The 13,757-nt window shown below is 69.4% G+C and carries 10 protein-coding genes; 5 read left to right on the plus strand and 5 right to left on the minus strand.

The genetic code is table 11. The features are described 5' to 3' along the window. The first annotated feature begins 1,026 nt into the window (after positions 1-1,026). Positions 1,027-2,511: a Na+/H+ antiporter NhaA gene (gene nhaA, locus FHX50_RS11765; protein WP_221187371.1), complete on the plus strand. Its 1,485-nt coding sequence runs from the start codon at positions 1,027-1,029 to the stop codon at positions 2,509-2,511. A 31-nt stretch (positions 2,512-2,542) separates the two neighbouring features. On the opposite strand, the gene FHX50_RS11770 is transcribed toward nhaA, so the two are convergent. Beyond that, positions 2,543-4,231, minus strand: a complete 1,689-nt coding sequence (locus FHX50_RS11770) for a polysaccharide deacetylase family protein (protein WP_183377355.1) — start codon at positions 4,229-4,231, stop codon at positions 2,543-2,545. A gap of 153 nt (positions 4,232-4,384) precedes the next feature. On the opposite strand from FHX50_RS11770, the gene FHX50_RS11775 reads away from it, so the two are divergent. Together FHX50_RS11775 and FHX50_RS11780 are read left to right on the plus strand one after the other, a co-directional pair. Continuing rightward, entirely contained in the window at positions 4,385-5,239 is an 855-nt protein-coding gene (locus tag FHX50_RS11775; RefSeq protein ID WP_183377356.1) for an aldo/keto reductase, read from the plus strand. An 82-nt stretch (positions 5,240-5,321) separates the two neighbouring features. Next, entirely contained in the window at positions 5,322-6,134 is an 813-nt protein-coding gene (locus tag FHX50_RS11780) for an aldo/keto reductase (RefSeq protein WP_183377362.1), read from the plus strand. Positions 6,135-6,252: 118 nt separating this feature from the next. Here FHX50_RS11780 and ctlX read toward each other — a convergent pair whose 3' ends face one another. Then, positions 6,253-7,161, minus strand: coding sequence for a citrulline utilization hydrolase CtlX (gene ctlX, locus FHX50_RS11785; RefSeq protein WP_221187372.1), 909 nt, complete (start codon positions 7,159-7,161; stop codon positions 6,253-6,255). A 130-nt stretch (positions 7,162-7,291) separates the two neighbouring features. Further along, positions 7,292-8,347, minus strand: coding sequence for an ornithine cyclodeaminase (locus tag FHX50_RS11790; protein ID WP_183377357.1), 1,056 nt, complete (start codon positions 8,345-8,347; stop codon positions 7,292-7,294). Between the two features lie 199 nt (positions 8,348-8,546). On the opposite strand from FHX50_RS11790, the gene FHX50_RS11795 reads away from it, so the two are divergent. Continuing rightward, positions 8,547-8,981: an Lrp/AsnC family transcriptional regulator gene (locus tag FHX50_RS11795; protein WP_183377358.1), complete on the plus strand. Its 435-nt coding sequence runs from the start codon at positions 8,547-8,549 to the stop codon at positions 8,979-8,981. Positions 8,982-9,101: 120 nt separating this feature from the next. On the opposite strand, the gene FHX50_RS11800 is transcribed toward FHX50_RS11795, so the two are convergent. Together FHX50_RS11800 and FHX50_RS11805 are read right to left on the minus strand one after the other, a co-directional pair. Continuing rightward, positions 9,102-9,761, minus strand: coding sequence for a GNAT family N-acetyltransferase (locus FHX50_RS11800; RefSeq protein ID WP_183377359.1), 660 nt, complete (start codon positions 9,759-9,761; stop codon positions 9,102-9,104). A gap of 572 nt (positions 9,762-10,333) precedes the next feature. Continuing rightward, positions 10,334-11,275, minus strand: coding sequence for a rhomboid family intramembrane serine protease (locus tag FHX50_RS11805; RefSeq protein WP_183377360.1), 942 nt, complete (start codon positions 11,273-11,275; stop codon positions 10,334-10,336). 128 nt (positions 11,276-11,403) lie between these two features. On the opposite strand from FHX50_RS11805, the gene FHX50_RS11810 reads away from it, so the two are divergent. Beyond that, complete coding sequence (locus FHX50_RS11810; protein ID WP_246371113.1) at positions 11,404-13,662, plus strand: MMPL family transporter; 2,259 nt, start codon at positions 11,404-11,406, stop codon at positions 13,660-13,662. The last annotated feature ends 95 nt before the right edge of the window (positions 13,663-13,757 follow it).

The following is a 13,757-nucleotide window of genomic DNA, read 5'->3' on the forward strand; positions in this document are numbered from 1 at the left end:
TGCGTGAGCATCGGAACAAACGAATATCCGCGCACCCCAGGCCCATCGGTTCTGGCAGTGCGCGCTTGAAAACCGGTTGGCCCCGATCCGGTGCCGGCTGTTCCCGATCGTTGGACTGAGGACGAACTGAGCCCCGACAGGTCACCCAGCGCCGGCACGCGCGGTATCCGCCACGCCTTTCGATCAGCCCCGTGGACGAGCGAATGATCCCAGGTCACCAGAGGGGTGCTCCGGCGACGATTACCCGGGGCGTCGCTGAGGTGCACTGGCTGCCCGGGCTCCCAGGTGTTCAGCCAGGTCGGCAGCGGGATGCCGTGGAGGCGCGCAGCACTCAACCCCGACACCGTGCTGCCCGGGAACTTCCTCACCAGCGCAGCTGCCATCATCGCTTCCGTCACCTCGAGGTCACGGTGTGCGTAGAGGCCCTGCCCGAATCGGAGTATGTCCCTCGCCCTGAGACGCGCCCTCGACACGCCGCACGCTGCCGCATCGGCCGCAAGGAACACGGTCCGATGAAGCAGTGGGGGCAGCGGGGCTGAGTGGCGGGCCATGTTTCGACCTTCGTACCGGCCGACGGATTCCGCGACCGCCCAGGGTGCGCTGGGGGTAACCGTCGGTCCACAGTCGCCAACCGAGGCCCCGCCGCGAGCTCAGCCCAGCCCACAGAAGTTGTTGGATGTTCGCTATTCGGCCCGAATTCTGCCCATATATCGAATTCTGTGGGGGAAGTGCGGCGGGCCGGGGCGGCGGCCGACGGAGCGGGGCGGGGCCCCGGGCGGAGCCGGGCGGGGCCGACGGAGCCGGGCGGGACCCCGAGCAGACCCGGGGCGGGGCCGACGGAGCCGGGCGGGGCCGGGCGCGCCGACGGGTCGGGCGCCGTTCAGGCCCCCTCGCTGCAGTGGCGCCCGTCACATGGGGACGCGCGGCGCCTAGGTCGAAGCGCGGCCGGCGTGACAAGGTGGACTGCGGTGTGCCGGGAAGTCTGGTCGGCGAATGACGATGTTCGCTGACCCCGAAAGGACTCCTATGGCCCCCTCACCCGCAGCCCCGAACGGCTCCGAGCCCAGCAGCCCTGAGCCCAGCCGCCCCGAGCCCAGCAGCCCTGAGCCCGGCCGCCCCGCGCCCAGCAGCACCCAGCAGAGCAGCCCTAGCGCCGACGGCACGGAGCCGGTTGCCTCGACCCCGCGGCGTCGGGCGATCCTGGAGCGCGGCACCTACCGCGAATACTCCCGCATCGAAAAGGTCCTCACGCGTGAGGCGACCGGCGGCGGCATCCTCGTGCTCGCCACGATCATCGCGCTGATCCTCGCGAACTCCGCCGCGGCGGACGCCTACTTCGCCCTGCGCGACACTCACCTCGGCTTCGAACTGTTCGGGCTCGACCTCAACCTCTCCATCGGCCACTGGGCGGCCGACGGCCTCCTCGCGATCTTCTTCTTCATGGTGGGCCTCGAGCTGAAGATGGAGTTCATCCAGGGCGACCTGCGGGACCCCGGGAAGGCGCTTGTGCCCGTCGCCGCCGCAGTCGGTGGTGTCGCGGTTCCGGCGCTGATCTTCTTCACGATCAACCTCGCCGGCCCCAGTGGCGCAACGAACGGCTGGGCGATCCCGGCGGCCACTGATATCGCGTTCGCTGTTGCGGTACTGGCGATCGTGGGTTCGAAGCTCCCGTCGGCCCTCAGGACGTTCCTGCTGACCCTCGCGATCATGGACGACCTGCTCGCGATCGTGATCATCGCCGTGTTCTACTCCGATGATCTGCAGCTCGGGTACCTGGCGATCGCGCTGATCCCGCTGGCGCTGTACCGCCTGATCGCGCAGAAGGCGGAGACGCTGTTCAAGAAGTCGTACGGTGCGGCGTGGTTCGTGCTGCTGCCGCTCGGCGCCGTTGTGTGGGCGCTGTTCTACAACTCCGGCATCCACGCCACGATCGCGGGTGTGGTCCTCGCGTTCATGGTGCCGGTGACGGTGCGCTCCCACCTCGGCAGGGAGTACTCGCTGGCGAAGACCTTCGAGCACCGCTTCGCGCCGCTGTCCTCCGGGTTCGCGGTGCCGGTGTTCGCGTTCTTCAGCGCCGGTGTTGCAGTCGGCGGTCTCAGCGGCCTCCTCGACGCCTGGACCGGCACCATCGCCCTCGGTGTGATGGCGGGTCTGGTGGCCGGCAAGATCATCGGGATCGTCGGCACAACGTTCCTCATCACCCGTCTGAAGCGGGCGAATCTGGATCCGGCGATCGCATGGATCGACCTGATCGGCATGGCGGCGCTCGCCGGCATCGGCTTCACTGTGTCGCTGCTGATCGCGGAGCTCAGCTTCCCGTCGGATCCGTCCATGCAGGACGCGGCGAAGGTGGGTGTGCTGACCGCCTCGGTGCTGGCAGCGGTCGTGGGCGGCGCGGTCCTGCTGCCCCGGAACCGTCACTACGCGAAGATCGCGGAGGAGGAGTCGGTGGATGCGAACCAGGACGGCATCCCCGACGTGTTCAGCGACGACACCGGCCGACAGGGCTGAACACGTCGGAACCGGAAGCGCCGGTGAGCGCTCAGCAGGACGGGATGGTGCGGAACACGTAGCCCTTCGCCTGCAGCTGCGGGATGTACTGGTTCATCGCCGCGATGGTCTGACTGCGGTCGCCGCCGCCGTCGTGCTCGAGGATCACCGCGCCCGGGTGGGTCTGCTCGACAACCCGCTTCGCGATGGTATCCGCGCCGGGCTTCGCCCAGTCCTGCGGGTCCACGGTCCAGCCGACGATGTTCTGCTTCTCCTCCGCAATGATGCTGCGGACGCGCGAGTTGGACGCGCCGTAGGGCGGGCGCATGCAGGTGAGGTCGCCGCCGATCGCCTTGCGGGAATCGCGCAACTCGCGGCGGACCCCGTCGGGCCCGAGCTTAGTGAGGTCCGGGTGGGTCTGGGAGTGGCCGCCCACCTTCATGCCCTTGTCGCGGATGGTCTGCACCATGTCGGGGTCAGCGGCGGCGGACTGTCCGAGGAGGAAGAAGGTGGCGGGGATGTCGTACTTCTCGAGGGTGGCGAGCACCTTCGGGGTGTCGGGCCCGGGGCCGTCGTCGAAGGTGAGGTAGGCGATGGGCTTGCCGTCAGCGGTGTGGGTGGGGAAGGCCGAGGTGCCGGTGATGCCCTGGTTCCACGGGACGAACTCGTCGGGCTGGCCGCCGGGCTCGCCGCTGTTCGCTTCGGCCTGCTCAGCGGTTTCGGGGCGCTTGTCGGAGTTCTGCTCCGCCCCCATGTGGCGGCCGGTGGGCACGAGGTGCCCGCGGATCTGCGGGGTGGTGGTGGGGGCGGCGAGGCTGGCGATGCGCACGCGCACCACACCCGGGTGGTCGGTGTGGATCAGGCCGTCGGTGCCGATGGAGAGCTGGTGGCCGTCGGCGTCGACGGCGTCGAGCTGCGTGTCGGTGAACGAACCGGACAGCACAAGGTCCTGGCCGTCGGGGACGTCGAACGCGAATTCGACGGGGCGGCCCAACAGGATCGGGTCGGAGTACTCGAAGCCCTCGGTGATCGAGGCGATGGGGGCGCCGTTGTTGACCTTGAGTTCGTCGGCGTGGTCCTCCTTCGCGCTGGACACTTCGCCGTCGGAGCCGGCCGAGGCGGGGGTCACGCCGATGTCCCAGGCTGCGGCGGTGCCGGCGCCCTTCGCGGCGGGGGTGATGACGAGGCGTCGCTGCTTGTGGTCGACGATGCCGGCGGAGGTGTGGGCGTCGACGGTGATGCGGACTCCGTCGGCCGAGGCGCCGGTGTCGGTGACGGTGAGGTGGACGCCGAGCTGCTGGGCGGGCAGCAGGACGGTCTGCTGGCCGACGGATTCGGACTTCCCGAGCGCGCCGACGACGACCACGCTGCCGTTCTGGCTCGTGCGGGTGGCGAGGCGGAGGGCGTCCTCTTCGCCGTCGCCGTTGATGTCACCGGTGATGACCTTGCCGGAGGGCTTGAGGTCGGGGTCGGAGGCGAGGGCGGAGTCGACGGCGTCGGTGGGCGCGAGGTCGGTCGCAACGGAGGCGTCGAGGGCGCCCTTGGGGAGCTTCTTCGCGTCGTCGGCGGCCGACGGAGGCTGGCCAGCGCCCTGGTTCGCTCCCTTGTCACCCGTTCCGCCCGCGGGTGCGGAGTCGGGGCCGCTGGTGCAGGAGGCGAGGAGGACGCCGCCGGCGAGGAGGGCTGCGGCGGTGCGCAGGCGGGGGCGGCGGACGAGAGGGAAGCTGGTGCTGCGAGTCATGGGAACCAGTATGGGGACGCAACAGTGATTCCGCATTCGACCATCGTAGGGTAAAGAAAAGGTAATGTCCGGGTCTTCGTGCAGCCGGGGGTCGGAGCGCGCCGGACGGGAAGGATAGCCTGGTGCCGGTCCGTGCCCCAAGGAGGCCCCCGCATGACAGAACCCCTGGTCAGCCCCGTCGTCACCCTGCGCGACGGCCTCGAGCTCCCGCAACTCGGGCTCGGCGTCTACAAGGTCGACAACGCTGACATTCCCGCCGTGATCTCTGCCGCATTGGACATCGGGTACCGCCTCATCGACACCGCCGCGCTCTACGGGAACGAAGAGAGCGTGGGGCAGGCCCTGCGCGAGAGCGACGTGCCGCGCAAGGACATCGTGGTCACCACGAAGATCTGGAACGACGACCACGGCTACGACGCCGCCCGCCGCGCCTTCGACGCCTCCATGGACCGCCTCGGCCTCGACGTCCTCGACCTCTGCCTCATCCACTGGGCCGTACCCGAGCAGGGACTGTACGTGGACACCTGGCGCGCCCTCATCGACCTGCAGGAGGAGGGCCGGGTCCGCTCCATCGGCGTCTCCAACTTCGCCGAGCCGGAGCTGCGGGAGATCATCGACGCCACGGGCGTGACCCCGTCGGTCCACCAGATCGAACTGCACCCGTTCTTCAACCAGGCCCGCATGCGCGAGGTGAACCGCGAGCTGATCATCCCCACCGAGGCGTGGGCGCCGCTCGCGCGCGGCGGTGAACTGTTCACGCAGGCGGATCTGCACCAGATCGCCGCGATGCATGACGCCACGCCCGCGCAGGTGGTGCTGGCCTGGCACCGGCAGATCGGCACGATCGCGATCCCGAAGTCGGTGTCTCCGGAGCGTCTGCGGGAGAACTTCGAGTCGCTGCGGATCGAACTGACCGATGCGCAGATCGACCTCATCAACGAACTGGACCGCGGCATCGCGGGCCGCACCGGCATGGACCCCGCCACCATGCGCCGCATCGGGGAATAGCCGGCACCCGTCGGCCCCGCCCCTGACCCCCCGCCTGAGGAAAGGACACCCCGTGACTGCTCTCGCCTCCCCCACCCTGACGATGAACGACGGCCGCGAGATCCCGCAGCTCGGGTTCGGCGTGTTCACGATGTCGAACGAGGAGGCGGAGGCGTCGGTGAAGGAGGCCCTCGCCGTCGGCTACCGCCACATCGACACCGCCGCTGTGTACGGCAATGAGGAGGGTGTGCGCCGCGGCATCGAAGCGTCGGGGGTGGACCCGTCGGAGATCTTCCTGGTGACGAAGCTGTGGAACACCGACCAGGGCTACGATTCCACGCTGCGCGCGTTCGAGGAGTCGATGCAGCGCCTCGGGCGCGAGAGCATCGACCTGTACCTGATCCACTGGTCGATGCCGAAGCGTCGGCTGTACCCGGAGACGTGGCGGGCGTTCCTGGAGCTGAAGGAGCAGGGCCGCATCTCGTCGGTGGGCGTCGCGAACTTCCCGGTGGAGCAGCTGGAGGACCTCGTGGACGGCTCCGGCGTGGCTCCGGTGCTCAACCAGATCGAGCTGCACCCGCACTTCAACCAGCCGGAGCTGCGCCGCGTCAATGCGGAGATGGGCGTGCTGACGGAGTCGTGGGGCCCGCTGTCGCAGGGCGGCGATGCCCTCACCGACCCGGTCATCACCGAGATCGCGAAGGCGCACGGCGCAACGCCGGCGCAGACGATCCTCGCCTGGCACCGCCAGCTCGGCCTCGTGGTGATCCCGAAGTCGGTGACGCCGGAGCGCATCCGGGAGAACTTCGAGTCGCTGCAGCTGACGCTGACCGATGACGAGGTCGAGCGCATCACCGCACTGGACCGCGGGCCCGAGGGCCGCGTGTCCCGCGACCCCGCCGACTTCAACGAGTGAGCCGCTGACGCGGGGCGGCTGACTCGGTGGGGCACGGCCGGGTTCGAGCAGCGTTCCCGGCCGCCCCGCCGCGTCAGCCCCACCACGGCGAGGCGCCCTGCCCGGCCGCCCCGCCGCGTCAGGCGCGCGGGGTGTGCACCTGGCGGGGCTCGAGGTGGATCCCGGCGAGCATGCAGCGAGCGGACCCACCGGCCAGTTCGAGCGTGTGCACATCCACCGGCAGCAGCTCCACGCGCGACTCGATCCGGTCGCGCTGGGCGCGGCTGAGCGAATCCACACCGGTGCGGCTCATGACGAGCAGGCGCCCGTCGGCCCCCTGCACCTCGAGGCAGTTCCCGGCGAACGACCCGATCTGCTCCTCCGTCAGCTCCACGACCTCGCGGCCGGTGTCGCGCAGCTGCCCGAGCACGGCGCGGCGCTCGGACTCGTCGCGGATCATCGACGCACCGATCACGGCGAGGTCCGTGCCGAGCGCCATCATGACGTTCGTGTGGTACACGGGGACACCGTCGGAGTCAGTGGCGTCGAACAGGATCGGGGTGTAGCCGGCGAGCTCGCAGAACTCGTCGAACAGGCGGCTGGAGAGCCGCTTCGAGCGGCACGCGTACGCCAGCATCTCCAGGTGGTCGAAGATCATCACGCCGGTGCCTTCGAGCGCTTCGCCCTCCAGCTCCGCCGCCGAGAGATCAACCGTGTCGTACACGTGGAACCGTTCCTGCAGCAGCTCGAGCGCGTCGGCCCGGCGTTCCCGCCGGCGGTTCTCCGCATACATCGGGAACGTGGCGAGCAGCCCCGTGGGGTGCGTGGTGATCCAATTGTTGGGGAACACGGAGTCGGGGGTGGTGGTGCCCTCGTCCTCGAGCAGGAGGACATCGACCCCGCGGCCGCGCAGCTGCTCGACCATGCGCGTCACTTCATCGTAGGCGCGCTGGGCGATGACGCTGCGGGATGCGTCCGGCTCAGTCTGGAAGTGGTTGTCCGCCGCGGTCTGCTGGTTGGGGCGGAAACGGTGCGGTCGCACCATCATGACGGCGCTGGGAGCCTGGGTTCGGGTACGCGAAGGAGACCCCTGCTCCGGGGAGGGCCGACGGAGGCGCGCTGCCGCGCCCCCGTCGGTTCCGATCTGCGCCATGGAGGTGTATCCCATGGCAGCGACCTCAGCCGACGGGCTTGAGGGAGTTGACCATGGAGAACAGGTCCTTCGGGTCGTCCGGGTCGGCGACCAGGTCGACCTGCTCCTGCAGCTCGGTGCCGGCGGTCATGTCGCGGCACACCTTGAGCGCAGAGCCGTCGGAGATCGCGAAGCCGACGGAGTCGAAGATCGTCACCTGGTCGTCGGAGGTGCGCCCGTCGGCCTTGCCGGTGAGGACCTTCCAGAACTCGACCACCGGGAAGTCCTCCGGCATCTGCTGGATCTCGCCCTCGATGCGGGTCTGCTCCGGGAATTCGACGAACACGGGGCCGCGCTCGAGGATGGCGGCTTCGAGCTCGGTCTTGCCGGGGGCGTCGCCGCCGATGGCGTTGATGTGGACGCCGGGGTTGGCGAGGTCGATCTGGCGGTCGGAGAGGACCTTGTTCTGCGCCTTGTCGGCGGTGCAGACGGTGATGATGTCCGCGCCGGTGACGGCCTCATCGGAGGTGTCGCAGATCTGGACGCGGAAGCCGAGCGGCTCGAGGTTGCGGCGGACCTTCTCCTGTGCGGCCGGGTCGACGTCGTAGATCTTGAGGTCTTCGATGCCGAACACGTGGCGCATGGCGAGGGCCTGGAACTCGGACTGCGAACCGGAGCCGATCATGCCCATGACCTTCGAGTCCTTGCGGGCGAGGTGCTTGGCGAACATGCCGGACACAGCCGCGGTGCGCACGGCGGTCAGCAGGGTCATCTCGGCGAGGAAGGTCGGGTAGCCGTTGTCGACATCGGCGAGGACACCGAACGCGGTGACGGTCTGGTAGCCGCGCGCCGGGTTGGAGGGGTGGCCGTTGACGTACTTGAAGGAGTAGGTCTCCGAGTCCGAGGTCGGCATCAGTTCGATGACGCCGATCGGGGTGTGGGAGGCGACGCGGGGGATCTTGTAGAACATCTCCCAGCGCTTGAAGTCCGCCTCGAGCTGGTCGATCATCCGGGCGATGATGTTCTCCACGCCGTCGCGCTGGATCCAGCGCGCCATGGAATCGACGCCGACGAAAGCTACCACTGTGTGCTCCTTCCACATGGGGATGCCGCTGCTGCGGCTCGGTCTTCGCTGAGTCGCGTGCGGGTCCCGTTCCAGCTGGTGGCCGGCGCGGGGCCGTTCGTTGCGACTCAGAACAGTGTCAAGCCTAAAGGGATCATTGTGAACACACCACCGACGTGGTGGGCACAGTGTGCGCAGAGATACATCATTGTGCGCACCCTTGGTTAGCATTGTGACCATGCCTGCTCTGTCTGAGTTCGACCGCTCCCTCATCTCCCTTCTCCGTAAGGACGGCCGCATGCCGATCGCGGCGCTCGCCGCGCAGCTCGGTGTCTCCCGGACCACGGTGACGAAGCGTCTGGAGCGCCTGGAGTCGCGCGGCGTGATCGTCGGCTACACGGTGCGGGTGCGCGACGAGGGCGAGCTCGACCAGATCCGCAGCGTCACCCACATCGCGGTGGGCGGCGTGACCACCACGACCGTGATCGAGCGTCTGCGCGGCATGCCGGAGATCGCGGCGCTGCACACCACGAACGGCAACTGGGACCTGGTCGCGGAGATCTCCTGCCGCGACCTCACGCATTTCGACCAGGTGCTGCGGGAGATCCGCAACACCCGCGGGGTGGAGAACTCACACTCCTCACTGCTGCTGAGCTCGGTGGTGCGGCACTGACGAGCCCGCCCCCTCCCGTGGCGGCGGAGGTGCGCGGGTGGGCGCCGGCCGACGGGCTCATGCCCGGGTGGCGCTGGCCGACGGGATCAGACCCGGGCCGACGGGTGCCGACCCGGGCGGCTACTCCCCCGTCAGCATCCGCCGCAGCTCGGGGGTGAAGCCCTCCACCTGCACCTCCACCTCGGGGCGCACGAAGTCGTCCGGGGTGAGGACCATGCGGTGGTGCAGCCTCCGTCGGCCGCCCTCCATCACGACGGCTGTCCCGTTCGGCCGGTAGCCGAGCCGCTTCGACACGGCGAGGGAGGGCAGGTTGCCGTCTTCAGCCGCGGATTCGGCGCGTTCGGCGCCGAGGTGGTCGAACGCGAACACGAGGATCGCTTGGCGCATGAGGGTGCCGATGCCCTGGCCGTGGGCTGAGCGGGTGAGCCAGGACCCGGAGTCGACTGTGCGGAGGCTCGCGAACTCCTTGAGGCGCAGGCCCTGACTGCCGACGAGGCGACCCTTCCACCAGACGCCGAAGGGGATCTCATAGTCGTCTCCACCGATGGCGGCGCGCTGGGCCCACTGGAACTGGACCGCACTTTTCGCGGTCGCGGCGAGGTCTTCGCCCAGCCAGGCGAAGCAGGCGTGTTCGAAGGCGGGGTCGAAGACCGGTTCGTGGAGCAGTGCGGCGTACTCGGGAAGGTCGCTGTCGCACATCAGGCGCATGGTGAGGTCGTCGGCGGTGATGCGCAGGGCGAACGGCGGGAACAGGTCCTCGAGGCTGGCGGGCGTGCTCATTGGACGAGCATACGGGGACCGACGGCCGCGGTGTCGGAGTGGGGCTGCGGCCCCTGAAGAACCGGGAGTGTGGACAACCGCGCGGGGCCGGGTGGCCGAATCGGGGCCGACGGGAACTACACGCCTGTGATTATCCCCAGCCGTGGACAACTTTGTGGATAACTTTTGGGATGTTCGTGGATTCCCCGGCCTCAATTGTGCACATATGCGGCCTGCGTTGTGCACATACCGCGCCCAAGTGGGGACAACTACGGGTGTGAATCGTGTGCACAGTCGCCGCCTACCCACCACACTCACTGTGGATAACCCGTCGGAACACCCACTGACCTGGGAAATCACAACAATGCGATTACTCCACACATGTGGACAGCGATGTGGATGGCGCATGTGCACAGGCCCCACCTTGTCCACAACGGGTGGACAGACTGTGGAACCGCAACCGCCCGGTCACCGAGAAAACCCCTGGTGACGAGCCCCTGATGTCGGCGTGAACAGACCGGCTGCGCGCTCAGAGCAGAGCACGCAGCCAGTGTGCAGAAGTGAGGCGGCGGTCCACGCCGCCCGCGGTGCCGTCAGAACAGCGGCGGCACCGTCCAGTCCGGCACTGTCAGCACGCGGGCCAGGACCACTGCGGCGAGCACCGCGAGCGCGGCCGCGAGCACGGCGGCATGGGTGAGGTCCGCCTTGCGGGCGAGAGCGGCACGGTCAGCACCGGGGGTCGCCTTCACGCGAGTGGCGAACAGGACGAGGGCGATGAGGGTGCCGGTGATCATGCCGCCGAGGTGTCCCTGCCAGGAGATGCCGGGGTACATGAAGGAGAACGCGAAGTTCAGTCCGATCAGCACCAGCACCTGGGTGGCCTGCTCGCCCATGCGTTGCTGCACCACGAAGAGTGCGCCGAACAGGCCGAACACTCCGCCGGAGGCGCCGACGGTGCCGGTGTACCAGTCGTCCAGGCCCGCGCTCGCCAGCCACATCACGGCGGCGTGGCCGCCGATCACGGACAGCAGGAACAGGCCGAGGTAGCGCCAGCGGCCCAAGGACCGTTCGAGGAACTGGCCGATCGCCCACAGGGCGTACATGTTCAGCAGCAGGTGCATGATGCCGCCGTGGAGGAATCCGGAGGTGATGAGGGTCCACGGCATCGCCCGGGTGCGGAACGGGGCGTAGGTGGTCCACTGCTGGATCACGCCGGAGACCCCGGGGAGGTTCTGCAGGCCGAACATGACCACGCAGATGCCGATCAGTGTCCAGGTGATGATCGGGGTGTCGGAGCCGCGGCCGCCGATGGCGTTGCGGGGCTGGGCGGCGGCGTGGTCGCGCTGCAGGTCACCGGCGCAGTCGGTGCAGATGGCGCCGACCTCGGTGTGCACTTGGCAGGCGCCGCACATGGGCCGGTCGCAGCGCCGGCATCGCACATAGCTGGCGACCTGCGGGTGGCGCGGACAGACGGGCGCGCTGTGGGCGGCGCCCGAGGATCCTGACTGGCCGAAGCTCGGCGGGTTCTGACTCATACCCCATTTCTACCCGACCCGGCCCGCCCAGGCCCGGTCAGGGCGCGGGGAGCGGGCCCGGTCAGGGCGCGGGCACGATCAACCCTTCGGTTGATCACCCCCGTCTGCCCGATTTCTAGCGTGGAGGCATGAGCACCGCACTGCCCCGCACTGAGGCCCGCCGGCACCCGTCGGCCTCCACCTCCACCCGTGAAACCGCAGCCCTATCCGCCCACACCCGCAACGGGCACCGCGCCCACCCGGGCGGGCCCGGCCCCGCCGGTGAGCCCACCCGCCTGGAGCGCATGGGCCGTTTCCTCACGTCCACGAAGGGCGCGTGGATCACCCTCGCGCTCGCCGTGGTCGTCGCGCTCGCGATCTTCGGCGGTCTGCGCGGCACGGGGCCCGTCGGCGGTATGGACGCTGCGCCCGCGACCGCTGAGTCCACGCAGGCGAAGGAGCTGCTCGCCAAGGCGCCCGGCAGTGAGAACCAGCAGGTCATGGCCGTGGTGTCGCGCCCGGACGGCGCCGCCCTCACCCCGGCGGACATGCAGCGCGCGGAGAAGGTGAAGTCCTCCCTCGCCGCCGAGAGCGGCACCGACGCGTTCGGGCCGATCCCGTCGGAGGACGGCAAGGCAGTGATCGTGGGCACCCAGATCAACACGGAGCCGTCCACCTCCGCCGATGAGGCCACCGCGACCAGTGAGAACAACACGGCTGTGGACGCCGAGGTGAAGGCCCTGCGGGAGACCGCGCACCGCGCCGGCGGCGACGACCTCACCGTGCAGGTGACCGGCGGTCCGGCCATCGGCTCCGACATCCGCGGCGCCTTCGTCGGCGCCGACTTCACCCTGCTGGCGGTGACGATCGCGGTGGTCGCGGTCCTGCTGCTGCTCACCTACCGCTCCCCCATCCTGTGGATCGTGCCGCTGGTGGTGATCGCCCTGGCCGACGGGGCCTCCAGTTCTCTGACCAGCTTCCTCGGCGAGAAGCTCAGCCTCGCCTTCGACGCCGGCGTGATCTCCGTGCTGGTGTTCGGCACGGGTGCGAACTACGCCCTGCTGCTGATCTCCCGCTACCGTGAGGAGCTGCACGTCCAGCAGGATCAGCGCTCGGCGCTCGCCACCGCGTGGTCGCGGATCATCCCCGCGATCGTCACCTCGAACGTGACCGTGGTGCTGTCCCTGCTGACCCTCATGGTGGCGCTGATGCCCGCCACGCGCGGCCTCGGCATCGCCGCCGCTGCTGGTCTTCTGCTCGCCCTGCTGGCGGTCGTGTTCCCGCTGACCGCTCTGCTGGCCCTGCTGGGCCGCGGCATCTTCTGGCCGTTCATCCCGCGGCCCGCGCATCACCATGAGGCGCAGGGCGGTGCCGAGGAGGAGCCGCGCGGCCTGTTCGCTGCCGTGGCCCGCGCCGTCACGGCACGTCCGGTCATCTCCGGTCTCGCCGCACTCGCGATCCTCGTGGCCGGTGGCCTGGGCCTGGTGGGCACGCAGATCGGTCTGTCGCAGTCGGAGCAGTTCGCGACCGCGTCCGAGTCCCGTTCCGGGCTGGAGACGATGGCTGCGCATTACCCGGCCGGTGAGGCCGGCCCGCACACCGTGGTCGCCCCCGCTTCCGCGGCCGACGGGTTCCTCGCGAAGGCGAAGCAGGTGGAGGGTGTGCAGCGCGCCCACGTGAGCGGCAAGCCGTTCACTGCTGACGGCGGCACCTGGGTTCCGATCAGCGTCACCGGCACGGCGGAGCCGGAGACCGCTGCTGCGACCGCCGAGGTGGATGCCCTGCGCTCCGCTGCCACGGACACCGATCCTCGGATCCTCGTGGGCGGCACCAGCGCGGCCGCAGCGGATGTGCACGACGCGTCCGTGCGGGACCTGACCCTGATCGCGCCGCTGATCGTGCTCGTGGTGCTCGTTCTGCTCGGTGTGCTGCTGCGCTCGGTCGTCGCCCCGATCGTGCTGATGGCCCTGACCGGCGTCTCCACCGTGGGTGCGATCGGCATCGGCACGCTGCTGGGTGAGGCTCTGTTCGACTGGCCGGGCCTGGACATCACCGTGCCCCTGATCGCGTTCCTGTTCCTGGTGGCGCTCGGCGTGGACTACTCGATCTTCCTCGCTCACCGCATCCGCCAGGAGAACCGGGCGCACCCGATGCGCTCCGCCCTGGTGCGGGCCGTGTCCCACACGGGCGTGGTCATCACCAGCGCCGGTGTGGTCCTCGCCGCCGTGTTCGCCGCTCTCGGTGTGCTGCCGCTGGTGGTGCTGGGGCAGCTGGGTCTGATCGTGGGCCTCGGCGTCCTCATCGACACCGTGCTCGTGCGCACCGTCCTCGTGCCCGCCGTGTTCACCCTCATCGGCGACAGGGTGTGGTGGCCGACGGCGGCGGTACAGCCGGGCTCTACCCCTTAACCGTCCAGGACGCACGGTCGGCGGTACGCTCCGGCGCGAGCTCAAACCGGATCGACCGACAGGAGGAGGAGCGGTCGCATCTGGCCGCGGACTCT

The sequence above is a fragment of the Helcobacillus massiliensis genome, assembly GCF_014191425.1.
Lineage (GTDB): Bacteria > Actinomycetota > Actinomycetes > Actinomycetales > Dermabacteraceae > Helcobacillus > Helcobacillus massiliensis.

Bases quoted from the DNA above. Each gene is read 5' to 3' on its own strand.
- nhaA (WP_221187371.1), top strand. From the start codon at position 1,027: ATGGCCCCCTCACCCGCAGCCCCGAACGGCTCCGAGCCCAGCAGCCCT.
- FHX50_RS11770 (WP_183377355.1), bottom strand. From the start codon at position 4,231: ATGACTCGCAGCACCAGCTTCCCTCTCGTCCGCCGCCCCCGCCTGCGC.
- FHX50_RS11775 (WP_183377356.1), top strand. From the start codon at position 4,385: ATGACAGAACCCCTGGTCAGCCCCGTCGTCACCCTGCGCGACGGCCTC.
- FHX50_RS11780 (WP_183377362.1), top strand. From the start codon at position 5,322: ATGAACGACGGCCGCGAGATCCCGCAGCTCGGGTTCGGCGTGTTCACG.
- ctlX (WP_221187372.1), bottom strand. From the start codon at position 7,161: ATGATGGTGCGACCGCACCGTTTCCGCCCCAACCAGCAGACCGCGGCG.
- FHX50_RS11790 (WP_183377357.1), bottom strand. From the start codon at position 8,347: ATGTGGAAGGAGCACACAGTGGTAGCTTTCGTCGGCGTCGATTCCATG.
- FHX50_RS11795 (WP_183377358.1), top strand. From the start codon at position 8,547: ATGCCTGCTCTGTCTGAGTTCGACCGCTCCCTCATCTCCCTTCTCCGT.
- FHX50_RS11800 (WP_183377359.1), bottom strand. From the start codon at position 9,761: ATGAGCACGCCCGCCAGCCTCGAGGACCTGTTCCCGCCGTTCGCCCTG.
- FHX50_RS11805 (WP_183377360.1), bottom strand. From the start codon at position 11,275: ATGAGTCAGAACCCGCCGAGCTTCGGCCAGTCAGGATCCTCGGGCGCC.
- FHX50_RS11810 (WP_246371113.1), top strand. From the start codon at position 11,404: ATGAGCACCGCACTGCCCCGCACTGAGGCCCGCCGGCACCCGTCGGCC.